The organism is Nicoletella semolina (genome assembly GCF_004345745.1).
Classification (GTDB): Bacteria; Pseudomonadota; Gammaproteobacteria; order Enterobacterales; family Pasteurellaceae; genus Nicoletella; species Nicoletella semolina.
Window position 1 is genome coordinate 49114 of the sequence record NZ_SLXJ01000005.1, and the last position, 24625, is coordinate 73738.

The 24625-nt window shown below is 38.2% G+C and carries 17 protein-coding genes; 12 read left to right on the forward strand and 5 right to left on the reverse strand.

Translation table 11 applies throughout. The features are described 5' to 3' along the window. Positions 1–104: 104 nt before the first annotated feature. From EV693_RS04425 to EV693_RS04435, 3 genes are read left to right on the forward strand one after another with little or no spacing between them, the layout of a single operon-like run. A complete protein-coding gene (locus tag EV693_RS04425; protein WP_132501179.1) occupies positions 105–1058 on the forward strand; it encodes an ABC transporter permease in 954 nt (317 codons plus the stop codon). After that, entirely contained in the window at positions 1058–3013 is a 1956-nt protein-coding gene (locus tag EV693_RS04430) for a dipeptide/oligopeptide/nickel ABC transporter permease/ATP-binding protein (protein ID WP_132501180.1), read from the forward strand. Before EV693_RS04425 ends, EV693_RS04430 begins: the two co-directional genes overlap by 1 nt. Positions 3014–3016: 3 nt before the next feature. Next, on the forward strand, positions 3017–3823 hold the full coding sequence (locus EV693_RS04435) for an ABC transporter ATP-binding protein (protein ID WP_132501181.1): 807 nt from the start codon (positions 3017–3019) through the stop codon (positions 3821–3823). Positions 3824–4135: 312 nt separating this feature from the next. Here the strand turns inward: EV693_RS04435 and EV693_RS04440 are convergent, their stop codons facing one another. Continuing rightward, positions 4136–5203 (reverse strand): porin, encoded by a 1068-nt coding sequence (locus tag EV693_RS04440; protein ID WP_132501182.1) that lies wholly within the window; start codon positions 5201–5203, stop codon positions 4136–4138. Between the two features lie 460 nt (positions 5204–5663). Between EV693_RS04440 and priC the strand changes: the two genes are divergently transcribed. The 3 genes from priC (at position 5664) to EV693_RS04455 (ending at position 8010) form a co-directional block, all read left to right on the forward strand. Beyond that, positions 5664–6161: a primosomal replication protein PriC gene (priC, locus tag EV693_RS04445; RefSeq protein WP_132501183.1), complete on the forward strand. Its 498-nt coding sequence runs from the start codon at positions 5664–5666 to the stop codon at positions 6159–6161. Positions 6162–6292: 131 nt separating this feature from the next. Next, the gene (locus EV693_RS04450; RefSeq protein ID WP_132501184.1) at positions 6293–7735 is read left to right on the forward strand and encodes a replicative DNA helicase; all 1443 of its coding nucleotides are present in this window, start codon (positions 6293–6295) and stop codon (positions 7733–7735) included. Further along, complete coding sequence (locus EV693_RS04455; protein WP_132501185.1) at positions 7735–8010, forward strand: YcgL domain-containing protein; 276 nt, start codon at positions 7735–7737, stop codon at positions 8008–8010. Before EV693_RS04450 ends, EV693_RS04455 begins: the two co-directional genes overlap by 1 nt. 64 nt (positions 8011–8074) lie before the next feature. Here the strand turns inward: EV693_RS04455 and greA are convergent, their stop codons facing one another. The 3 genes from greA to rng form a co-directional block, all read right to left on the reverse strand. After that, complete coding sequence (greA, locus tag EV693_RS04460) at positions 8075–8551, reverse strand: transcription elongation factor GreA (protein WP_132501186.1); 477 nt, start codon at positions 8549–8551, stop codon at positions 8075–8077. 307 nt (positions 8552–8858) lie between these two features. Further along, on the reverse strand, positions 8859–9896 hold the full coding sequence (locus EV693_RS04465) for an extracellular solute-binding protein (protein WP_132501187.1): 1038 nt from the start codon (positions 9894–9896) through the stop codon (positions 8859–8861). 158 nt (positions 9897–10054) lie between these two features. Next, complete coding sequence (gene rng / locus EV693_RS04470) at positions 10055–11530, reverse strand: ribonuclease G (protein ID WP_132501188.1); 1476 nt, start codon at positions 11528–11530, stop codon at positions 10055–10057. Positions 11531–11704: 174 nt separating this feature from the next. Here rng and ycaO point away from each other — a divergent pair, with 174 nt between their 5' ends. Next, complete coding sequence (ycaO, locus tag EV693_RS04475) at positions 11705–13456, forward strand: 30S ribosomal protein S12 methylthiotransferase accessory factor YcaO (protein ID WP_132501189.1); 1752 nt, start codon at positions 11705–11707, stop codon at positions 13454–13456. Between the two features lie 214 nt (positions 13457–13670). On the opposite strand, the gene cmoB is transcribed toward ycaO, so the two are convergent. Then, on the reverse strand, positions 13671–14636 hold the full coding sequence (gene cmoB, locus EV693_RS04480; RefSeq protein ID WP_132501190.1) for a tRNA 5-methoxyuridine(34)/uridine 5-oxyacetic acid(34) synthase CmoB: 966 nt from the start codon (positions 14634–14636) through the stop codon (positions 13671–13673). A 284-nt stretch (positions 14637–14920) separates the two neighbouring features. On the opposite strand from cmoB, the gene envC reads away from it, so the two are divergent. Genes envC through cydD form a run of 5 tightly spaced genes read left to right on the forward strand, consistent with a single transcriptional unit; the run spans position 14921 to position 24613 of the window. Beyond that, positions 14921–16087: a murein hydrolase activator EnvC gene (envC, locus tag EV693_RS04485; RefSeq protein WP_243694579.1), complete on the forward strand. Its 1167-nt coding sequence runs from the start codon at positions 14921–14923 to the stop codon at positions 16085–16087. 1 nt (position 16088) lies between these two features. Then, complete coding sequence (locus EV693_RS04490; RefSeq protein WP_424991507.1) at positions 16089–16979, forward strand: divergent polysaccharide deacetylase family protein; 891 nt, start codon at positions 16089–16091, stop codon at positions 16977–16979. Between the two features lie 16 nt (positions 16980–16995). Continuing rightward, positions 16996–18732 carry an autotransporter assembly complex protein TamA gene (gene tamA / locus EV693_RS04495; protein ID WP_132501191.1) on the forward strand — a complete coding sequence of 579 codons (1737 nt, stop codon included), beginning with the start codon at positions 16996–16998 and terminating at the stop codon, positions 18730–18732. An 18-nt stretch (positions 18733–18750) separates the two neighbouring features. Beyond that, positions 18751–22812, forward strand: a complete 4062-nt coding sequence (gene tamB / locus EV693_RS04500; protein WP_132501192.1) for an autotransporter assembly complex protein TamB — start codon at positions 18751–18753, stop codon at positions 22810–22812. A 16-nt stretch (positions 22813–22828) separates the two neighbouring features. Continuing rightward, positions 22829–24613 carry a heme ABC transporter permease/ATP-binding protein CydD gene (cydD, locus tag EV693_RS04505; RefSeq protein WP_132501193.1) on the forward strand — a complete coding sequence of 595 codons (1785 nt, stop codon included), beginning with the start codon at positions 22829–22831 and terminating at the stop codon, positions 24611–24613. Positions 24614–24625 lie beyond the last annotated feature (12 nt).

A 24625-nucleotide genomic window follows, 5' to 3' on the forward strand; every position in this document is an offset into this window, starting at 1 on the left:
GCCTCTTGTTTTGTTTCTTGTTGAAATTTAAGCGAATTTTGTAAATATTTTACTTAAATTAACCGCTTCTAATTCTTATTCAAATTTTATAGTCGGAGAATAAAATGGATATCATACTTCGTCTGCTTTTACGCCGTTTAATGGCATTGCCAATAATGCTACTAGGTGTAACTGCATTGGTTTTTATTGTGATGCAATTTACACCAGGCGATCCTGCTACAGTTGCTTTGGGAGAAAGTGCAAGTGAAGCAGCAAAAGAGCTTTATCGCCAAGAACGAGGTTTAAACGACCCTCTAGTTGTACAATATGTTCGCTTTATTGGTAATTTATTAGTGTTTGATTTTGGCGTAACGTCTCCGCCAGCCCAACCTATTTTAGATATGATTGCAAAAGCATTTCCATTGACATTACAATTGACCTTTATCGGAATCGTTTTTGCAGCGGTGGTTTCTTTTTCTTTGGGGGTTACTGCGGCACTTTACCGTGATCGTTGGGTTGACCAGGTTATTCGCTTTATCTCGGTTGCAGCGGTTGCAACACCTTCTTTCTGGTTGGGTATCTTACTTATTCAATATTTTTCATTGGAATTAGATTGGCTGCCATCGGGGGGCTTTATTCCGTTTAGTGAAGATCCTTCTGAATATTTTCGTTCAATGATTTTACCATCACTGGCATTGGCAGTACCCGTTTGTGCTTCTTTGATTCGTGTTGTGCGTACTACAATGGTAGAAGAAATGGATAAAGATTATGTGCGTACAGCGATTGGTAATGGGGTGCCTTATTCAACGGTTATTCGCCATAACGTATTGCGTAATGCGTTAATCACGCCTGTTACGGTATTAGGATTGCGTGTCGGTTATTTGCTAGGCGGAGCGGTCGTTATTGAACAAATTTTTGATTTACCTGGAATGGGTAAGCTTATCTTCAATGGGATTGTTAACCACGACTTAAATCTCGTACAAGGCGTAGTCATCACGATTGCATTCACCTTTGTTTTAGTGAATATTATTGTTGATATTCTGTATGTTCTAATCAATCCAAAAATTCGGAGTCTGTAATGTTTCGCCAAGGATTAGCTCAACGACTTGCTTCAGGCGGTGCAAGATTTAGAGCATTACCAATGAGTTCTAAAATCGCCTTAATTTTTCTACTGTTTATTGCAACAATTGCGATATTTGCACCTTGGATAGCTACTTATGATCCTCTGCAAACTATCCGACCAGTACAAGCACCGAGTAATGAATTTTTATTTGGTACGGATCGTCTAGGGCGTGATATTTTTTCTCGTATTATATGGGGAGCAAGGACATCAATATTTATTGGGCTTGGTGCAGTAGGGCTTGCAATTGTGCTTGGTAGCATCATTGGAGCAACAGCAGCGACAGCACAACGTCTCGGTAATGAAGTGATTATGCGTCTAATGGACATCTTAATGGCGTTCCCTGCAATTGCACTTGCTGCTGTGTTACTTGCAACCTTTGGTAATACAGTCTTTGTTATCGTCTTGACTATTGCGATTGTTTATACCCCTCAATTAGCTCGTGTGGTGCGTGCAAATGTTGTTTCTCAGTGGGAAGAAGATTATGTTCGAGCAGAGCGAGTTATTGGTGGAAGTCGCACTTATATCTTATTAAAACACGTTGTGCGTAATACTGCAGCCCCTGTGCTTGTTTTTGCGACAGTTATGGTGGCTGATGCGATCGTATTTGAAGCCTCGCTTTCTTTCCTTGGTGCAGGCGTACCACCACCATTCCCATCTTGGGGGAATATTTTGTCCGAAGGACGAAATCTAGTATTAGGTGGATTTTGGTGGGCAACAACTTTCGCAGGGATTTGTATTTTATTGACGGTATTGGCATTAAATATTTTGGCAGAAGGTTTAACTGATGCATTAGTAAACCCAAAACTAAAACGCAATCCGACAGCAGCAAAAGAAGATGTCTCAAAACCACTTTCAACTGATGTTCAAGAAGCGATGGCAGAAAGTTTGGCCCTGAAACGTTACCTGTTAAAACTAAATGAAAAGGAGTCTAGCCGTACAGACCGTATGCAGCTTAACTCGGAAACAAAAGCTATTTTACAGGTAAAAAACCTCTCTATCCGTTTTCCAAATCGCTATGGAGAGACTCCATTGGTAGATAATATTAGTTTTACTGTACACGAAGGCGAGACAATGGGCTTGGTTGGGGAGTCTGGGTGTGGTAAATCTATTTCAGCATTCTCAATTATGGGATTATTGCCTAAAACAGCAAAAATCACAGGTGAAATTCTATTTACCGACAGAGCCGGTAACCAGTATGATTTATTAAAAACAGATAGATTAAATGAATTGCGTGGACACGAAATTTCAATGATTTATCAAGATGCGTTAAGTGCATTAAATCCATCAATGCGAATTAAAGACCAAATGGCTCAATTAATTAGTCGAGGTGGAAAACAGAGTGCGGAGACATTACTTGAATGGGTAAAACTTGATCCATCAAAAACATTAAACCGTTACCCTCACGAATTATCTGGTGGACAGCGTCAGCGTGTATTAATCGCAATGGCTTTAGCAAGAGAGCCGAAGTTATTAATTGCTGATGAACCAACGACAGCATTAGACGTAACAGTTCAAGCTGAAGTGATTAATCTACTGAATGAATTGCGTGAAAAACTTGGGTTCGCAATGGTCTTTGTTAGCCACGATTTAGCATTGGTTGCTCAAATCGCTCACCATATTACCGTAATGTATGCAGGGCAAGTTGTGGAAGCAGCTCCAACAAGTCCGTTATTAATGAATCCAACACACGAATATACCCGTGGACTACTCGGCTCAGTGCTTTCGACAGAATGCCGAGCAAAACGCCTATATCAAATTCCAGGTAGCGTACCTTCACCATTTGATTTTGCTAAAGGCGACCGTTTTGCAAGTCGTTCATTACGACCAGATGCTGATGCAAGTAAGCGTTTAAAACTAGTACCAGTAGGCGACCACCCTAACCATCTTTGGGCTTCACATTTGGAGAAATAAACAATGAGTATGAAACCTTTAAAAGAACAGCCAATTATTGAATTGGAAGATATTGTTGTACAATTTCCCTCTCGTGATGGTTCAATTTTTAATCCGAAAAAATTTACTGCGGTGGGCGGAGTAAGTTTAACCGTGAGTGCAGGCGAAACGGTTGGCTTGGTTGGACAGTCAGGTTGCGGTAAATCAACCCTAGCAAATGTCATTATTGGGTTACAACAGCCGACATCAGGTTTAGTGAAATTCAATGGCTTACAGATGAAATATGGCAGTACAGAAGCTCGTAAGCAGTTTGGTCGCCAAGTTTCCGTGATTTTCCAAGATCCTTCTACGGCGTTAAACCCAAGAATGCGAGTGTTGGATATTTTAAAAGATCCAATGGATATCCATAATGTGCTTGAACCACACGAGAGAGAGAAACGAGTGTATGAATTACTGTCCCGAGTAGGATTACCTCGTTCCGCTGCACTGGTTGAACCGAGTCGTTTATCTGGTGGTCAGAAACAGCGTGTGGCCATTGCACGAGCATTAGCATTGAGTCCAAAACTTATTGTGGCTGATGAACCAACCTCTGCACTTGATGTGTCTGTGCGAGCACAAGTTCTTAATTTATTAGCCGATTTAAAGAAAGAACTCAACCTTGCAATGGTATTTATTTCCCACGACTTACAAACGGTACGTCAAGTCTCTGACCGCATCGTAGTAATGAATGGTGGTTTAATTGTTGAGCAAGGCGATGCTGCTGAGGTATTCGATAATCCAACGAAGGAATACACCAAGACCCTACTCAGTGCCGCACCATCATTGCTTTAATTGTTATCAACAAAAAAGACCCGTTTTACGGGTCTTTTTTGTTTGCAAAATATTGAGAAAAATTAACCGCTTATCTGAATAAAACATAAAAATGAGAAGTACTTAATATCTTAGACCATTTTCGCTAAAATGGTTAGTAACTATTTTAGTTTTCTAACTTAATTAAGTTGGCACATAGGGAAATTTTTAGACTAAAAAGAGATATGATTACTTATATTCAAAAATTGAGGTATTGAGGTATTGAGGTATAAAAAATTGCACTTCAATTAATTAGAAATTGAAGTGCAAATCAGGGTTATGTAATTAAATTAATTACCAGCTTACACGCACACCAGCACCGATGTTTCTAGCAATTTTCTTATCTTGTTGACCTGTTTTTTCTCTTGATAGAGATCCCTCAACAAAGGTAAAGACATTTTTATGTAATTTGTAGCTTGATCCAACTGCCACACCGTGGGTTTTAGTTTTGTCTAAGCTACCTTTTTCTGTCTTACGAGAGTAATCATAATCAGCATATACACTAACTTTATCAGTTACTGCTAATTTCACGCTTGGAGTAAGGAAAACAAGAGTTTCTTTACTGTTACCATTTTTACCAACTACCACTTGTGTACCAGTATTAAATGCTAATGTTAACTTATCAATCTCTTTTGCTAAACCAACTTGGAAGCCTTCTTTGTAATATTTTTTACCTGTTACATATGCCTTTTCAACACCATCTTCCTTTTCTTTAAATTGACCAGTTTTGAAGTTGTCTCTGCTATAACCTGCCGCAACGGTGAAACCGTCAAACTCATAACTTCCACCAAGTGCATAACCATTTTGAACTTTACCTACAGTAACTTCATTTTTAGTACGGTCAGCTGCAAAACTATAGCTTGCACCTAATTTTAAGCCTTCAACACCTTTATATTCATAGCGTAAAACTGATGCACCTGATGTGGTTAATGCACTTGAATCAACGCCAAAAGCATTAGCAAAACTTGCCTGTCCTACACCATCAGCGGCAGTAACTTGATTACCAAAAGTTACTTGACCTAACTCTTTCTTGCCCAATCCTACGTAGGCACGATGTGCTTTAACGCCACCAAAGCCGTGTGCATCATTTGCAGCGTTATTTAAACGTAATTCTGCACGAGCCAATGCGTAAAGACCATTATCTAATTTTTGATTAACGCTAACACCAACACGCGAACCATCATTTTTTAAGGTTGAATGCTTGTCTGTTGTTTTTCTACCTTCAGTTTCAGAAGATTTTGATAAAAGTAAACGTACTGAACCGTCGAATTTAACCTCAGTACCATCTTTTTCATAAAGCGTTACTGCTGAAGCTGAAGCTGCGAATGCTGTTACTGCTAGTGCAACAAGTGTTTTTTTCATAATACTCACCTTAAGTTATTGTAGTTAAATTAAAAATCACCTTCGTTAAGGTATAAAGGCAATTCTCCAATTTCCAACACTATCTTTACATAAAGATACAATAATGCTGACTGCGTGCCAATACTGTCAGAATTGTTATTTTATGTCAAGTAAGAAGGTTAAATATTATTTTTGCTTAAAATCAATCACTTATTACAGTGATATGATTTTTATTGATATTTAGCAATAAATAAAAGATGAGTAAAATATCAACATTTTATGTTTAGATTATTGAAAAATAAGCATTTATTTGATTAATGCTAAATGGAGTTGATAGCAATGTAAATTTACATTGATTTTGTGATCTACTTCACAAATTTACAAATTTATTCTATTTTTTATCTGTTTTTTGAACCTAAACAGATTTTGATAATCCCAGTTTAACTTACTATAATAAAAACCCTGTTAAGTTAATCCAATTATGTTATTTTTACAGCAGATTGAACAACAACTAGCCACATTACTTAATAAAAAAAATGAAGTTATTGCATTGCAATCGCCCTATTTTAAACAAAGAAGTGCAACGGTAGAGCAATTTGTTGCAGAGATTCGCCAAACTGCAAAAAAACTATCTACTCAGCAGCATACCGAATATGCACAAATTTATGCAACCAAATTATTATGCCAATTTTCAACACTACAAAATGCACTTAGTCATTTGGCAGTAGAAGCAAAGTTGCCAAATTCATTTCGAACCTCGTTTAGTTTCTCCAAAAATATTCACACATTACCACCTGCAAAGCGACTATGGGAATACCGTAAAGCATTGCGAGCATTGAATGAAAAATTAAGCTGGTTAGTTGAACAGCATTATAGAGCAACAGAGCCAGTACAAAAAGCACGTTACCTGCAAGAAATTACTGAAACTGAATACCGAAAACAGAAATGTTTGGTAGCAATTGAGGAATTGGGCGGCTGATCTTTAAACTGGTGATAGCTATCAATTTTTTGCTTTATAGAAATTTGAATGTAGCTTAATAGCAATAGCTTCTTAAGCTTTTGTTATTTTTACTTTAAACTGACACATATTTTATTGTTTTTGGGGCTTTTATGGCGGAATCTAGTAAATTATCTAAAGATAAACAAGTTAAGCAAATTAATGTGTCTCCCCACTCCATTGAGGCTGAGCAAGCGGTATTGGGGGGCATTATGCTTAATAATGAACATTGGGATAATGTTGCAGAGCGTGTGCAGGCAGGGGATTTTTATAATTATGCACATCGCCTTATTTTTGAGCAAATGGTTGAGTTGGCTCGAGTTAATCAGCCGATTGATATTATTACGCTTGATCAGGTTCTAAAAAATAAGGGGGTTTTGGAGGACGTCGGGGGTTTTGCTTATTTGGCAGAGCTTTCGAAAAATACGCCAAGTGCAGCAAACATTTTAGCTTATGCAGATATTGTCAGTGAGCGTGCTATTCGGCGAGAGTTGATTTCTGCAGGGAATAAAATTGCCGAAATTAGTTATCACCCAAAGGGTATGTCGGTTAAAGATGTACTTGATGAGGCGGAACGTTCGGTATTTCATATTGCTGAAAAACGCACATCAAGCGATCAAGGACCGAAAAAAATTGATGATATTTTGATGGAAACCCTCAATCGTATTGAGATTTTATCTCGCTCTAAAAATAATGGCGGAGTTACAGGCGTTTCAACAGGTTTCTTAGATTTAGATCGAAAAACAGCAGGATTGCAACCTTCTGATTTGATTATTGTTGCTGCTCGTCCTTCAATGGGAAAAACAACTTTTGCAATGAATTTGTGTGAAAATGCGTCTCTGCTGAATATTGAAGAGATTGATGAGCAGGGCAATGTAGTGAAAAAGCCCAATAAACCTGTTTTGATCTTTAGTTTAGAAATGCCAGCGGATCAAATTATGATGCGTATGTTGGCTTCTCTTTCTCGGGTTGAGCAGACTAAAATTCGTACAGGTCAGGTACACGATGACGAGGACTGGTCAAAAATGTCGAGTACAATGGCGATTTTACAAGAGCGAAAGAATATTTATATTGATGATAGTTCAGGTTTAACGCCCACAGAATTACGTTCTCGAGCTCGTCGTGTTTATCGTGATAATGGTGGCTTAAGTTTGATTATGGTCGATTATTTGCAGTTAATGCGAGCCCCAGGGTTCTCAGAAAATCGTAATTTAGAGATTGCTGAAATTTCTCGTTCACTTAAAGCGTTAGCAAAAGAATTGCAAGTGCCTGTGGTTGCATTATCACAATTAAATCGTAGTTTAGAGCAGCGAGCGGATAAACGTCCAGTGAACTCGGATTTGCGTGAGTCAGGCTCTATTGAGCAAGATGCGGATTTGATTATGTTTATTTATCGTGATGAAGTTTATAATGACAATTCGGATTTAAAAGGTATTGCTGAGATTATTATTGGTAAGCAGCGTAATGGTCCAATTGGGCGTGTACGGCTTACTTTCCAAGGGCAATACTCTCGTTTTGATAATTATACTGGTGCAGCTTATGAGGACGAATATTAATGTTGTGTGCAATTTATAAAAGCCCTAAAAAATCAGAAATGTATCTTTACATTGAAAAGAGAGACGAATTTTCAGTCGTGCCAGAAGCTCTTTTACAGCAGTTTGGCAAACCTGAATTAGTGATGTTATTTAATTTAGTTGGTGAAAAGCAATTGCAACGAGTGGGAAATCAAGAGGTTATCAGAGCAATTCAGGAGCAAGGGTTTTATTTGCAGATGCCTCCGCCGCCTGAAAATTTGTATCAGCAATTTATTGAATCTCAAGAGTTTAGGTAAGCTAGTTAAAATAAAATCTCCCTTGGTTTAGTGATGGGAGATTTTATTTTATGGTGACGAGGAGTTAAAGGTATTCGACTGAAATAATATCAAATTCTACTACACCGCCAGGTGTTGTGATTTGTGCGATGTCGTCAATTTCTTTACCAATTAAGCCTCGAGCAATTGGGGAATTGACTGAAATTAATCCTTCTTTGATATTGGCTTCATCGTCTCCTACGATACGGTAGGTTGCTTCTTCGTCTGTCTCCGTGTTGATTAAGGTAACCGTTGCACCAAAAATTACCTTTCCATTATTCGTTATGGTAGTAACATCAATAATTTGAGCGTTACTTAACTTTGCTTCGATTTCTTGAATACGACCTTCACAAAAACCTTGTTGCTCTCTTGCTGCGTGATATTCGGCATTTTCTTTTAAATCACCGTGTTCACGAGCTTCGGCAATGGCTTTGATGATTTCTGGTCGGCGAGTATTTTTCAAGAATTCGAGTTCTTGACGTAATTGTTCTGCACCTCGCACAGTCATTGGTATTTGTTGCATAATTTGTCCTCATAAACTGAAGTCTAAACCGCATCAATATGATTGTTCAGACAAAAGAGAGATTGTTCTAATACTATTTAGGTAGCTATTATCAACGAGTTTAAAAAAATTTCAACCTTTGTCAAAGAGCAGTGTGGTAAAATTGGCAGGAATGGTAGTTTATTTTCATCGAAATAAAAGTAGGAAAGAGGCTTATTGATCAGGTAAACGCTTGCCAATTTTAAGAAAAACAGACCGCTTGTAGATTAATATTTAATTGATGATGAAAACACCTCACACAGTAGATGTGTGAGGTGGAACTAAATAGCTATTTTGCAGCTTTTAATTCTTGATAATATTTTTCATATAACTCAATCGCTTCATCAACATCATCTTGCCAATGGCTTTTTTGTAGAATTTCAGATGTTGGGTAAATAGCTGGATCTTCGGTAATTTCTTTAGGAAGTCGTTCCAATGCTTTAATGTTAGAGGTTGGATAACCAATTTCTAATGCTAGTTTTTCTGCGACTGGTGCACTTAATAAATAGTTAATCAATTTATGTGCTCCATCAGGATTTTTTGCATTTGATGGAATAGCTAAATTATCTACCCATAATACTGGACCTTCTTTGGGAAAGACCATATCAATAGCAGCTTGTTCTTTTTTCGCAATACGCACAGAGCCGTTCCACAGTTGCCCCAATTCTACCTCTCCTGAAATAAATGAGCTTGCTGGGTTATCGGAGTTGAATGATAAGACATTTGGACGTAATTTCAACAGTTCCTCATACGCTGCTTTAATAATGCTAGGATCTTTCGTATTTGGATCTTGTCCAAGTTTAAGTAGTGCAATATTAAACACCTCACGAGCATCATCTAAAAGCTGTACTTTACCTTTGAATTCTGGCTTCCATAAGTCTGCCCAACTGGTGAATTGTTCACCTTTATAGGTATCTGTGTTATAAGCAATACCAGGTGCACCTAACAATTGTGGTAAAGAATATTTGTTACCTTTATCGTAGGCTTTGTTTAACCAATCTTTATTCAAATCTGCGATCACAGGTAATTTGCTGTGATCGAGTTCCATTAACATTCCTTCACGAGCCATTTTTGCAACAAAATAGTTTGTTGGTGCAATGACATCATAACCACCGTCTTTACCTTGAATCTTGAGTTTTGCGTACATTGTTTCATTTGATTCAAGCGTTGAAACCACAACCTTGATACCAGTTTGCTTTGTAAAGTCTTCTAACAAACCTTCAGGCACATATTCTGTCCAAGTATAAAGGTGAACAGTATCGTTTGCCATTGCGTTTGCACTTAACATTACCATACCTGATGTTAAAGCCACAGCCCATTTTTTCATTTAAGTTTTCTCCCAGAATGAGTAAAAAAGCGGTTGGATTGCTCCAAATTATTGTTATCTTTAAATTGATTTAAAGATAGGGGCATTCTAAGCCCCCCTTGATATTTTGCAACAAATTTATTGCTAAAATGTTTTTTTGGACGAATATCCAATGATGATTACATCATTACTACGTCAAATTGATCTTGATGATAGTAAGGTTCAATTTTGATTTCGACTTTTTTACCAATAAAGACCTCTAGTTCTGCGAGTAATGCGTGAGATTCTTCATTAATCAGATATTCGGCAACATCTCTGGCGGCATAAACAACATATTTTTCAGCGTGATAGAGGTGATGAACACGCACAATTTCTCGTAAAATTTCATAGCATACGGTCTCAACAGACTTGATTGTGCCACGCCCTTTACAGGACTGGCAATCATCACAAAGTACTCTTTCGAGACTTTCTCGTGTGCGTTTGCGTGTCATTTCAACCAAGCCTAGTTGTGTAAAGCCATTGACGTTGGTTCTTGCTCGATCAGATTTTAACGCCAGTGTCAGCGATTCTAATACCCTCTTACGATGTTCGTTTTCTTGCATATCAATGAAATCAATGATGATAATTCCGCCTAAATTACGGAGTTGTAATTGATGAGCAATGGATTGAGTTGCTTCAATGTTGGTGTTAAAAATAGTGTGAGCTAAATTGCGATGACCAACAAATGCACCTGTATTAACATCTATTGTCGTCATTGCTTCTGTTTGTTCTATGATTAAATAGCCGCCAGATTTTAAATCTACTCGTTTGCCTAACGCTTTTTGAATACCATCTTCGACTCGATAAACATCAAATAATGGCAGTGTACCGCTGTAAAGAGAGACATTTTCGGTTAATTCGGGCATAAATTCGCTGAGAAACTCTTTCACTTGTTCGTAGGTAATATGTGAGTCGATCTGAATAGATTGAATCTGTGTGCCAACAAAATCTCGCAATACTCTTTGAGCTAAAGCTAATTCGCCATAAAGCATTGATTTAACAGGGTATTTTCCTTTTCTTTCCAATACTTTTCGCCATAAACGTTTTAGGAAAGTGGCATCTTGTATCAGGCTATCTTCGCTGACATCTTCAGCTGCTGTGCGTACAATGAAGCCGCCTAACTCATCGCAAAGTGGTTCAACCAATGTTTTTAATCGTTCACGCTCAGTTTCGCTTTCTATACGTTGCGAAACACCAACGTGGCTATTTTCTGGCATAAACACTAAATAGCGAGATGGCAAAGTGATATCTGTAGTGAGGCGAGCACCTTTTGTCCCAAGCGGATCTTTAACCACTTGTACCACAATATCTTGCCCTTCTCGCACTAGTTCACTGATTTTTTTAACGATAAATTGTTTTTTTTCATTTTCATCAACACATTCTGTATGAGAAACAATATCTGATGCGTGTAAGAAAGCCGCTTTTTCTAGCCCAATATCGACAAAAGCAGATTGCATACCAGGTAATACACGAGTGACTTTTCCTTTATAAATATTTCCGACAATACCACGCTTAGCTTCTCGTTCAATGTGCATTTCTTTTAATACGCCACTTTCTATTAATGCAACACGGGTTTCACTTGGCGTAACATTGACCAATAGTTCTGCACAATTCATTAATTTTTCTCCTTTATCCATCTATGGAAAGAATTTTAGCATTAGGCTATCAAAATGTAAGAAAAAGTTACAGGAGATGTAGAAAATGGTGGTAGATGGCAGTAAGACATTGAGATTTAAAGGCAATTTTGTTACTCTCTGCCCTTGAATTTTTATTTACAATGAGACAATTTAATGAGTCAAACATTTATTCTCGGAAAAGACGCTGCACTTGAGGAAAGTATTGCAAATTTTCAGCAAAAATTGACCGCTTTAGGTTTTAATATTGAAGAAGCATCGTGGTTAAATCCTGTTCCAAACGTTTGGTCTGTACACATTCGTGATGCAGATTGTCCACAATGTTTTTCAAACGGTAAAGGAGCAACGAAAAAAGCCGCACTTGCTTCGGCATTGGGGGAATATTTTGAACGTCTCTCGACTAACTATTTTTGGGCAGATTTTTACCTCGGGAAGACATTTGCAAACAGTGATTTTGTGCATTATCCAAATGAGAAATGGTTTGCGATTGAAGATGAAACAACTCCGCCAGCAGGAATGATGGACGATTTTTTATGGGAATATTTTGATCCTAACAGAGAACTTACGCCTGAATTATTGGTGGATATGCAATCAGGTAACTATGAGCGTGGCATTGTCGCCTTGCCGTATGTGCGTCAATCAGATAATCAAACGGTTTATATTCCGCAAAGCATTATCGGTAACTTATTTGTTTCAAATGGTATGTCCGCAGGTAATACAAAACATGAAGCTCGAGTTCAAGGATTATCCGAAATTTTTGAGCGTTTTGTGAAAAATCGTATTATCACTGAAGCGATCAGCCTACCTGAAATTCCTCAAAATGTGATTGAGAGTTATCCAACCATTAAGGCTTCTATTGAGACGCTAGAGCAAGAGGGTTTTCCAATCCTCTGTTATGATGCTTCACTTGGCGGCGAATTTCCTGTTATTTGTGTGATTTTATTGAATCCGAATAATGGCACTTGTTTTGCTTCCTTTGGTGCTCACCCTAACTTTCAAGTTGCGTTTGAACGAACCGTAACAGAGTTGTTACAAGGGCGTAGTTTGAAAGACTTAGATGTGTTTGCTCCACCGTCATTTAATAATGATGATGTGGCAGATAATGCGAATTTGGAAACCCATTTTATTGATTCAAGCGGTCTGATTTCGTGGGATCTTTTCAAACAGACAGCAGATTATCCTTTTGTTCATTGGGATTTTTCAGGCACAACAGAACAAGAGTTTGCCAATTTAATGCAAATTTTTGATAAGCGTCAGCAACCTGTATATATTATGGATTATGAGCATTTAGGCGTGTATGCGTGCCGTATTTTAGCCCCCAAAATGTCAAATATTTACCCAGCAGATGACTTAATTTATGCAAATAACAATGCAGGTATGGATTGGCGAGAAATCTTGCTTGATTTACCCCATTTTCACTACGGCCGTGAGACTTATCAAGAACTGCTTGATGAACTCGATCAACAGGGAATTGATGATTTGACCCGTGTGCGTGAATTTTTAGGGATTGTGGCAGAAAAAGGATCGGCAATGCAAACTTTGCGTGTTGGCGAGCTAAAATCAATGTTGCATCTTGCGTTAGGTAATTTGGAAGAGGCGTTAGATTGGGCAAATTGGACAGCGAATATGAATGCGAGTGTTTTTAGTTCGGAACGTAATAATTATTACCGCTGTTTAATTCAATCAATAGAATTATTTTTAGATACAGATCGTTCTCCTACTGAGTATCGTGGGGTATTCAATAAAATGTACGGAAATAATACTGTAAATGTAGTTTGGGAGGCTTTACAAGGCGGAAATCCTTTTTATGGCTTGCAAGCAACTGATGAATTCCTCAAAGATTTAACCGCACATCAAAAATTGTTGAAAGCCTACGAGAAAGTACAACGAGCCAAAATGGCTGTCTAATTCTCTTCTTTTTCAGGGTTTCCTTAGTAATTAGAGAGGGAGAAATTTAGTAAAGGGCGTGTACAATACGCCCATACTAACTTTTTGACTATAAAAAAGCCGATACCTAAAAAGGGGTATCGGCGAGGTCTTATGAAAAAACTGTTATCTAGCGTAACGTCTATTCAGACTAGCCACTAAATAAAAAGTTCAGAGAATTTAAAAAAATTTTGCATTAAGGTTTATTGGCTACAATCACTGCTCGTTTTGGTGCGGGGTAGCCTTCAATAGTTTGAGTTAAATCGTGAGGATTGAGAAAATCAGCCAGTGATTCATTCTCCAGCCATTCTGTTTTTCGTTGTTCTTCTGATGTGGTTATTGATTGATCAACACAACGAATATGGGTAAAGCCCACTTTTCTCAGCCAATTAATCAGGGCTAAAATGGAAGGGATAAAATAGACATTTTTCATTTTAGCGTAGCGTTTTTCAGGTACTAATACATCATTCACATCACCGTCAATAATGAGCGTTTCAAGCACTAACTCGCCGCCTTTTCTAAGCTGGTTTTTTAATTGTGATAGGTGATCCAGTGGTGATTTTCTGTGATAAAGTACCCCCATAGAGAACACAGTATCAAACGCATTCAGCGGTTGCATTTGTTCAATGCCTAATGGAATGAGGTTTGCTCGTCGATCATTATTGAGTAGTTTACGAACTGCTTCAAACTGACATAAAAATAGCTCTGTGGGGTCTATGCCTACCACCATTTTTGCTCCTTCCCCTACCATTCGCCACATATGGTAGCCACTGCCACAGCCAACATCAAGAATTAAGCGGTCTTTCAGTGGGCTAAGATAAGGAAGAAGGCGATTCCATTTAAAATCTGAACGCCATTCGCAATCAATATGCACACCGTAAAGATGATAAGGACCTTTTCGCCAAGGCATTAGTTGCTTTAGATGATGTAGAAAACGTTGCATTTCGCCATCGCTCAGTGGCGTGTCAAGTTTTGCTTCGACTGCGTCAGCCAAATTAATTTGAGCAGGGTATTGCGGTAGGAAATCAATGATTTTACACCATCTTTCATAATCGCTGTGGGTCGTGTTTTCCCATTGTTTCAGTTGTAAGGGAAGTGTTTCAAGCCAATTAGATATCGGCGAGCTGGCGAGTTGTTGGTAAAAGGGACGTAAGTCAATCATAGTGTTAATTCATTGCGGATAATGTGGCAGATTGTAAAGCAATTTTGCCAGCGAGAAAATATAAGGACAAAAAATTAGAGGGCAAAAATCGTGGTTATTTCGTTAATAACAGATTAGAATAATCCGTTATTAGTTATATGTATGCTCATACTTGGTTGAGATAGGTAAAACAAGCTAGAGTGAAAGGTGAAGATGAGATTAAGTCAAGAAATGGGGTAGCGGGTTTGAGAAGGAATAAGGATAAAAAGCACATTAATACATATATTTTGCAATTTTTTGGATTTATTTTACCGCTCATTATCGTTTTTAATTGGATTCTTCCTGCTACTGCCAATGATCTCTCACAAATTCAACAAAAAATAAAACAGCAACAAAGCAAAATTGCTGAACAGAAAAGAAAACGTGATGGATTGCAATCGACATTGAAGAACCAAGAAATTGAGATGGGGAAAGTACTTGATGATTTAAAGAAAACTGAGCTGTCGTTAAATGAAATTCAACAATCCATTAAATTGACTGAACAGGAAATTGTGCGCTTGGAAAAACAGGAAAAAGCACAAAAAGAGAAGCTCAAAGCACAGCTAGATTCTGCTTATCGTTCAGGTATTCAGCCGTCAATTATAGAGCGATTATTATCCGATTCAGCTAAAAATGCTGATCGTATGAGTGTCTATTATGCTCATATCAACGAAATTCGCATCACTGCTATTCAAGAATTACGTCAAACGCAAATAGAATTAAAAAAACGTAGAGATGAACTAAAAAAACAACAACAAGGTCAGCAAAAAGAACTGCAGGAACGGAAAGAGCAAGAAAAAACATTAAAAAAGGTAAAATCAGAGCGAGAGAATACAATTCGTTCTATTGATAAAACTTTGCAACAGGCAGAAAGCCGTTTGAGTGAGTTAAGAAACAATGAATTAGCATTGCGTAATCAAATTGCCCAAGCAACGAATGAAGCTGAAAGACAAGAAAAGCAGGCATTGGTTGATCTAGAAGCGAAAACCAAGAAACAGGCACAGCGTCAGGCAACCGAACAGGAGAAGCAGCAAATTAAAGCTGGGAATGGTTTAGGAAGAGGGAAATATGCGATGCCAGTCTCTGGACAGATCGTTAATCGTTTCGGTACAACCCAAATGGGCGAAATTAAGTGGAATGGGATAGTTATTGGAGCAAGCAATGGTGATACGGTGCGAGCTATTGCAGCTGGGAGAGTATTGTTGGCAGACTGGCTGCAAGGGTATGGTCAGGTTGTTGTGATTGATCACGGTAATGGTGATATGTCTTTGTATGGTTATAATCAGTCGCTTTCGGTGAAAAAGGGGCAGCGAATTGAAGCTGGACAAGCGATAGCATCTGTTGGGAATTCGGGAGGACAAGACCGTTCTGCACTCTACTTTGAAATTCGCCGTAAAGGTGTGGCGGTTAATCCATTGCGTTGGGTAAAATAAAATGAAAAAAATAGGGCAATTGCGGGCTAAAAGCAGCGAGCAGAAAAATAAAATGAGTAGCAAGCGGTGCTTTTTTGCCACTTTTTTGCAAATAGTTTGTCTAATCGTGCCTGTTAGTTATGCTGGAAAACTGGCGATTGTCATTGATGATATTGGTTATCGGGCGAAGAATGATGAAGCCATTTACCAATTACCAAAGGAAGTCGCGGTAGCGATTATTCCGAGTACTGCTCAGGCGACTGCTCGTGCCAAGCAAGCCTTTGGACAACAACGAGACGTGATCATTCATTTGCCAATGCAGCCTAAAAATAAAGCACAGCCAATAGAGCGAGAGGCATTATTAGTTGGAATGAATGAAGCAGAAGTACGAAAATTGATGGCATTTGCACAACAAAAAGTACCTTATGCGGTGGGCTTAAATAATCATATGGGGAGCCTTGCAACGACAGATAAAGCATTAATGCGTCATTTGATGACAATATTAGCGGAGCAAAAATTATTTTTCTTAGACAGTAAAACTGCTGGGAAGAGTGTGGCTGTTGCAACAGCGAAAGAGGCAGGTGTGAAGGCTCTTGTTCGACATATATTTTTAGATGACAGTGATGAGTTAGTTGATGTTGAACGTCAGTTTCAACGTGCTATTGAATATGCTCGAAAATATGGAACAGCAATAGTGATTGGACACCCTCGTAAAAATAGCATAGAAGTATTACAAAAGGGACTGGCTAATTTGCCTACTGATATTCAGCTAGTGAGTATGAGTCATCTTTGGCGAGGGGAAAAAGTAGAGGCGGTTAAACCGCTGATTATGCAATTTGAGATCGAGCCAGCCTTGACCTCTAAACCTCCATTTGATTATGTACCGCTGCTGCGTGGTGTGCCGAAAGACTAAAAAATTAAGAGGTATTATGAATATAAAGAAAATATTGCCCTTTGTGATATTTTGTTTAAGTAGCAAACTTTGGGCAGAACAAACGGTATTACTAAAAGTAGAAGGAATCGATGATAAAGCATTGTATCGAAACGTACGCATTCACCTTTCACAATTAAGCAATGATATTGCCGATGGTTCAGATCGTTATCAATATCTGGTTCAGCAAGCGGTCGATAAGGGGCTGCGTGCAATGGGTTATTATAATTCACAATATCAATTTAATTTAACAGCACGTCCTCGTCCGCAAAAAGACTTGCTTAAACTAACAGTGCAATTAGATAAGCCTGTGCGTTTAGACAAACGAGATATTCAGGTTATTGGTGAGGCAAAACAAGATGAGGAATTTACGCAATTAATTCAAAAGAATACGCCAGAAAAGGGGGTTGTGTTAAATCACGAAACCTACGATGATATCAAATCAAATATTGATAAATTAGCTCAGTCAAAAGGCTATTTTGATGGGCAATGGCAGTATAATCGTTTAGAAGTTTACCCGACGGAATATGTGGCGGATTGGCGTTTAGGTTACGACAGTGGCGTTCGCTATCGTTATGGACTAATTAGATTTAAAGATAATCAAATTAATGAAGAATATTTAACCAATATTTTGCGAATTAAATCAGGTGAATTTTATCATATCAATGATCTTTCTAAATTATCGAGTGATTTTTCGTCCTCCAACTGGTTTACTTCAGTATTAGTCGATCCTGACATTAATGAGGTCGATAAGGTTGTTGATCTTGATGTATTGGTTCGTCCTAAAAAAAGAAATGAGATGACCATTGGGTTGGGGTATGCGACCGATATTGGCCCTCGCTTGCAGTTTAAATGGAAGAAACCTTGGATCAATGAATACGGTCATAGCCTTGAGATGAATAACTATTTTTCTAAGCCTGAGCAGAATATTGAAGTGGGATACAATATTCCGATAAAAAGTAATCCATTGCACTATTATTATCAAATTCTTGGTGGAATGGAGCGTGAAGATCAAAGTGATATTCGCTCAATTTCAGCAAAATTAGGTTTTCAGCGTTTTTGGAATCACGAAACAGGTTGGGTATTTTCGCTGGGTGTGAGAACTCGCTATGATGCGTTTGAGCAAGGTGAAGAAAAACGCAGAACGCTATTAGTTTATCCAACAGCTTCACTCACTCGTATTCGCAGTGATGGCAACCGTTTTCCACTTTGGGGCGACTCTCAAAAGCTCACTGTAAACTGGGGACACAAAGTGGTTGGTTCTAATGTGAATTTCTATAGTGTAAAACTGTCGAGTGCTTGGGTTAGAACATTTTGGGATAAACATCGTTTTTATTTGCGTGCAGAGTTAGGGGCTTTAAAAGCCAGTGAATTTTCTCGTATTCCACCTACGCTACGTTATTTTGCTGGTGGAGATATGAGTGTGAGAGGGTTTGGTTACAAGAAAATTTCTCCTCGTAATAAAAACGGTAAGCTAATCGGTGGGGCGTACTTAATGACAAGTACAGCCGAATATCAATATCAAGTCTATCCAGACTGGTGGGCTGCGGTCTTTTATGATGTAGGCTTTGCTGCAAATCATTTCGATTTTAATCAATTACGTTCAGGTTCTGGCATTGGTGTTCGTTGGGCCTCTCCTATTGGGGCGATTAAATTTGATCTCGCTATACCAGTAAAGTCACCGAATAAAGAAAAAGGTATACAGTTCTATATTGGTTTAGGTGCGGAGCTATAATAGGGGAAGAGTGATAATATGGAAAATATTCAAACATCAAATACAGAAACTCAAAATTTACGATCTCAGCATTCACAACCTCCGAAAACGACTAAACCTAAATCTCGTTTACGCTGGTTATGGTATGGGTTATGTATTCTTCTCGTTTTTGTGGTGGTGCTTTTAGCGTTTTTAGCAACAGGGAAAGGGCAACGTAGTGCTATTATGTGGCTAGATCAACGCTTGGATTTTATTAATATCGGTCGTGTTGAAGGCAGTTTGCAACAGGGGCTAAGCCTTGAGCAAACGCAATTTCAAATGGACGGTATCACAAGCCATATTGGAAAGCTGGATTTGCACATTGATTTTGCTTGTGTATTGAAAGGACAAGCTTGCATTGAAGATGTTGTAATTGACGATACCCAAATTATTGTAGAAACTTCAAAATTGCCTCCGCCTACACCTAAAAAAAATCAAAAACAAGGTGAGTTTAATTTACCACTAGGCATTTCATTGAATAATATCAGTGTCAATAATCTTCAATTACGTTTAGATGAAACAGAGGTTTCGCTTAACCATTTTCATACAGGGCTTGAAGCAGAGGGCAAATCACTAAAACTTGCTCCCACTTTACTTGATGGATTAATCCTTGTGCTTCCTGCACCAGCTCCACAATCAAATTCAATAGCTAAGGAAGCGGTCTATTCTCAAGAAAAAAATGCAAGCCAGACAGCAGTGCCTTCGCAGAATATTGATTGGGCTACGTTAAAAACTCGTCTTTCACAACCTTTGTTGAATAAATCGCAAGATCTTCGAATGCCAGTTTCGCTTGATATGTCCGATGTGCAAGCTCGTAATATCGCAATCAAGCAACGTCAAATGCCAAAGACAAATGTAGTGTTGGAGACAACGGCATTATCTGAGATAGCGAAATCACCAGAGGTGTCAGAATTATTGGCGATAACCGATTTTCGTGTACAGGGCAAAATCACACCTGAAGAAGTGCGCTTAACTCAGTTGGAACTTTTAACTGATAAAGGGCGATTGATAGGGAGTGGTGTGCAAAATTTGGCTGGAAACGCACCGCTGGATTGGCAAATTCATCTTGATACTGAGGCTATTCCCAAATGGCAACTTCCTAAAACACAAATAAATTTGCATCTTGAGGGAGAATTATTTCAGCAGACTAAGTTAAATACAACGCTGACAGGGATTGCTGAAGCAAAACTTAATGGCACCATTCAGCTTGCAAAGCCTAAAACACCATTTGATCTTCAATTAAAACTTGATCACGCTCGCTACTCTGTAGAGCCTAAAAAAGACGACAACGTATTTGAAATCAAGAATGCTGCGGTGGAACTATCAGGCGATTTATTGAACTATCGTGTGGTCGCAGAGGCAGATATGGTTGGTAGACCTATTTTGCAAGGTAAATCGCAAAACAAAGTTGAGTTAAGCAATAACGTGGAGTTGCAGGGAGAGGGGCAATTAACGCAGTTTGAGCTAAAACATCTAAATTTAGCGACTTTAGAAGGAAAAGCCTCGTTACAGGGCAAAATAGATTGGTCTAATGGCATAACATGGCAAAATAATTTAACGTTGGACAATATCCATACCAAAAATTTGTTACCAAATTGGGCTGCTCAATTCTCTGGTGAGCTTGTTTCAAAAGGTCATATTAAACAAGAGAATACTCAAGATGGGAAGGAACATACGACTTGGATCATTGGTGTTTCAACATTGAATGTAGATGGTAATATTGAAGGGCGTAAACTCAATTTAAACGGACATTTTAATGCAGGAAATACAGTAAAAGATAGGCTACTCAATGTTCCTCAGTTGGTATTAACTTTTGGCGATAACCGTATCCAATTAAATGGCACATTAGGAAAAGAATCTAACCTTGCAATGAAGATTGATGCACCACAATTGGCAGGGTTATATCCTGATTTGACAGTAACGGCAAAGGGAAATATTCAAGTTAAGGGAAATATCACTGAGCCGAATATTAATCTGGATCTGATGGCTAAAAATATCACTTATCAACAGGTAAAACTGCGTGATTTAACGACAAAAGGAGAGATAACAACGCAAGAACAGATTCAGGGTAATCTTGATGTTTTATTGGGACAACTATCACTTGGAGAGATGAATTGGCAAAATATACAACTTGCGGTAACAGGTAACGATCAATCACACCAACTTTCAATAAAATCAGCAGGTGATCCTGTTGCAATGGATTTGCAGTTAGCAGGACACTTTGATCGTAATACACAAAAATGGCAAGGGCAGTTAAGCAATGCGAATATAAAATCAGTATTGGGTATTTGGAAGAACAATCACACAATTCAAATAGATTATGATCATCTTCAAACTCAAGCAAAGATAGCACACCATTGCTGGCTCAATCCACAATTAAATCTCTGTTTTCCAAAAACATTACAACTAGGAAAACAAGGAGATATTCCGTTTGAGGTGAAACAGTTTAATCTTGCTCTCTTTAAATCGTTATTAGATAAAAATAGCCAGCTTGCTGGAAAGATGAATATCAATGGCGATATTCAATGGTTTGAGGATAAAAAGCCAACTGCGAATGTATTATTTGAATCACCAGAGATCAAGTTTAGTCAAAAAGTAGAAGGACGAAATTTTCCTATTCACCTTTTTCCAGTGAAAATTCAGGCAAATTTAGCTAATGATAATTTGAGATTGGCAACAAATATTCGTTTTAAGGACAATGGGCGAATTCATTCTGATTTGGAAATTAATGATATTATCAATCAAAAAGTCTTATCAGGTCATTTAGGGCTGGAGCAATTAAATTTAAAAATGCTTTCACCATTGTTAAATAATGGCGATCATCTTGATGGAGAGTTAAATGCGGTGTTGAAGCTAGGTGGTATTTTAACTCAACCATTGCTTTATGGTGATTTAGATTTGACAGGATTAAAAGTAAAAATTTTTCCTATGCCATTTAATGTGTCAGATGGTCATCTTGGATTACACTTTAATGGTGCAACTTCTCAATTACAGGGGGGAATTCAAAGTGAAAGTGGGCAGATTTTGCTTGAGGGAGATGCAAATTGGAAGAAATTAGATAATTGGCATACTCGCATTCGTGCTAAAGGCGATGGTTTCCGCATAAATATACCGAATATGGTTGAGGCCGATATTTCACCAAATGTTGAAGTAAAAGCAACTCCAAACCTTCTTGAAATTTCAGGTAATGTTGATATTCCAAAAGCGAGAATTGCGATTGAATCGCTACCTGAAAGTGCGGTGGCAGTGAGTGCTGATGAGGTGATTTTAGATAGAACAGCCAAACCTAAAGTGTTGAATTTAGCCAAAAGCCTTGTCAACTCTAAACATAGTTCGAATGGTATGGGGATTAACGCTGATGTCTCAATCAATATTGGTAATGATGTAAAATTGAAAGCCTATGGATTAAATACCAATCTACAAGGGGTATTAAAAGTACATCAAGGAAATCGAGGACTTGGGCTTTATGGACAGGTGAATTTGTTAAATGGTACTTTTGCTTCATTTGGTCAAGATTTAATTATTAACAAAGGTCTAATTTCATTTACAGGCTTGCCTTCTCAGCCGACTTTAGATATAGAGGCAATAAGAAACCCAGATGCGATGGAAGATTCGAATATCACAGCGGGCCTGAAAATTACGGGTATTGCAGACTCCCCCGATGTGAAAATTTTCTCTAATCCGTCAATGTCGCAAGATCAAGCTCTCTCTTATATCTTAACGGGGCGATCTCTTGATGGTGGAGATACAAATTCACAAAATTCGATTGCTGCTGCTTTAATTGGTTTAAGTCTTTCAAAAGGCAGTCAGTTGGTTGGTGGCGTAGGTAGTGTATTTGGGATTAATGATCTCAATGTGACGACTGCAGGTATTGGTGATAATACAAAAGTGGTAGTCAGTGGTAGTCTTACTCCTCGGTTTAAAGTTGAGTATGGAGTGGGTTTATTTGCACCACTCACTGAACTGACATTACGCTATCGCCTCGCACCGAGTCTCTATTTACAATGGATTTCTAGCATTAATCAGGCAGTCGATTTGATTTATCGTTTTGAATTTGATTAATAAACGGATTGGCATAATGGATAAACAACGTCAAAAGCATTTACAAAAATGGTTACGCCAGCAGCAAAAACCAATCAAGAAATGGCTCTATTTAAATGTGTTGTGTGGTTTTATGAGTGCATTATTTCTTATCGGACAGATGTGGCTACTGGCTCAAATGCTGCATAAAATGATTATGCTCAAGCAGCTACCAACAATGTTTATAAGTGAGTTATGCTTTTTAGTCGGTTGTTTCATAGGCAGATCAATACTAGTCTGTTTAAGGGAGCGTGTTGGCTTTAAAGCAGGGCAGCAATTGCGTTTTTATTTGCGTCAGGCGGTGTTAGATAAGCTATCTGAAGTGGGACCAATGACAATTCAGCAACGTCCTGCAGGAAGTTGGGCCACATTAATGTTGGAGCAAGTAGAAAATATCCACAACTTTTATGCTCGTTATTTGCCGCAGCAATTTTTATCGTTAATTGTACCGCTTGTTATTCTCTGTTTTATTTTTCCACTGAATTGGGCGGCTGGTTTGATTTTATTTGCAACTTTACCGCTTTTACCCATTTTTATGGCATTAGCTGGAATAAAGGCGGCGGAAGCAAATCAACGAAATATTGGCGTACTTGCTCGATTAAGTGGGCAATTTTTAGATCGATTAAAAGGGCTTGAAACCATACGTTTATTTGGTCAAGCAGAAAAGCAGACTGAACAAATTTATCAACGCACCGAAGATTTTAGAAATAGCACGATGGACGTGCTAAAAATGGCATTTTTATCTTCTGCCGTATTAGAGTTTTTTACTGCTATTTCGATTGCGGTTATGGCTGTTTATTTTGGTTTTATTTATTTGGGTGAACTAGATTTTGGCTACTATTCTGTAGATTCTAATCATTTAGATACAGGCGTAACGCTCTTTATTGGTTTTTTTTGTTTAATGCTTGCACCAGAATTTTACCAGCCATTGCGTGAACTGGGCGTTTATTATCACGATAAAGCTGCAGCAATAGGAGCAGCGGATAGTTTGGAGCAGTTTTTGGCTCAACAAGTGTTAACGCAAAATGAAGGACAAGCGACATTGCCAAATGAGCCACTGCTTATTGAGGCTTTAGATTGCATTATCCTTTCACCTCAAGGAAAGCCGTTAACACAGCCGCTTTATTTTCGTTTACACGCAGGACAACAAATTGCGTTAGTCGGACAGAGTGGGGCAGGCAAAAGTTCATTAATGAATATGTTACTGGGGTTTTTGCCTTATCAAGGTAGTGTAAAAGTAAATGGAGTGGAATTACGAGAATTATCAATGATACAGTGGCGAGAAAAACTGGCTTGGGTTGGGCAAAATCCACAATTAACGCAAGGCTCGCTGCGTGAAAATATTCTACTTGGTGTACATAATAGAGTTTCACAAGAAGCATTAGATAATGTTTTAAAACATTCCAAAGCCGATGAATTTGTATATCGTTTGGGGTTAGATAGTGAAATTCAGGAAGGTAACAGTGGCATTTCAGGTGGACAGGCACAACGTATTGCGATTGCAAGAGCGTTGTTGCGTCCTTATGAATTACTGTTACTTGATGAGCCAACAGCCAGTTTGGATCTTCAATCTGAACAAGCGGTATTAGAAGCGTTGCAATCTTTAAATAATCGCCAGCAAACAACATTGATGATTACGCATCGCATTGAAGATTTGAAAAAATGTGATGAAATTTGGGTAATGATGCAAGGGAAAATCGTACAACAAGGTATGTTTTCTCAGCTAGAGAAACAAGGTGTATTTGCTGATTTATTAACCGTAGATACAGTGGTTTCTGCTTAATAAGCGGTTGTT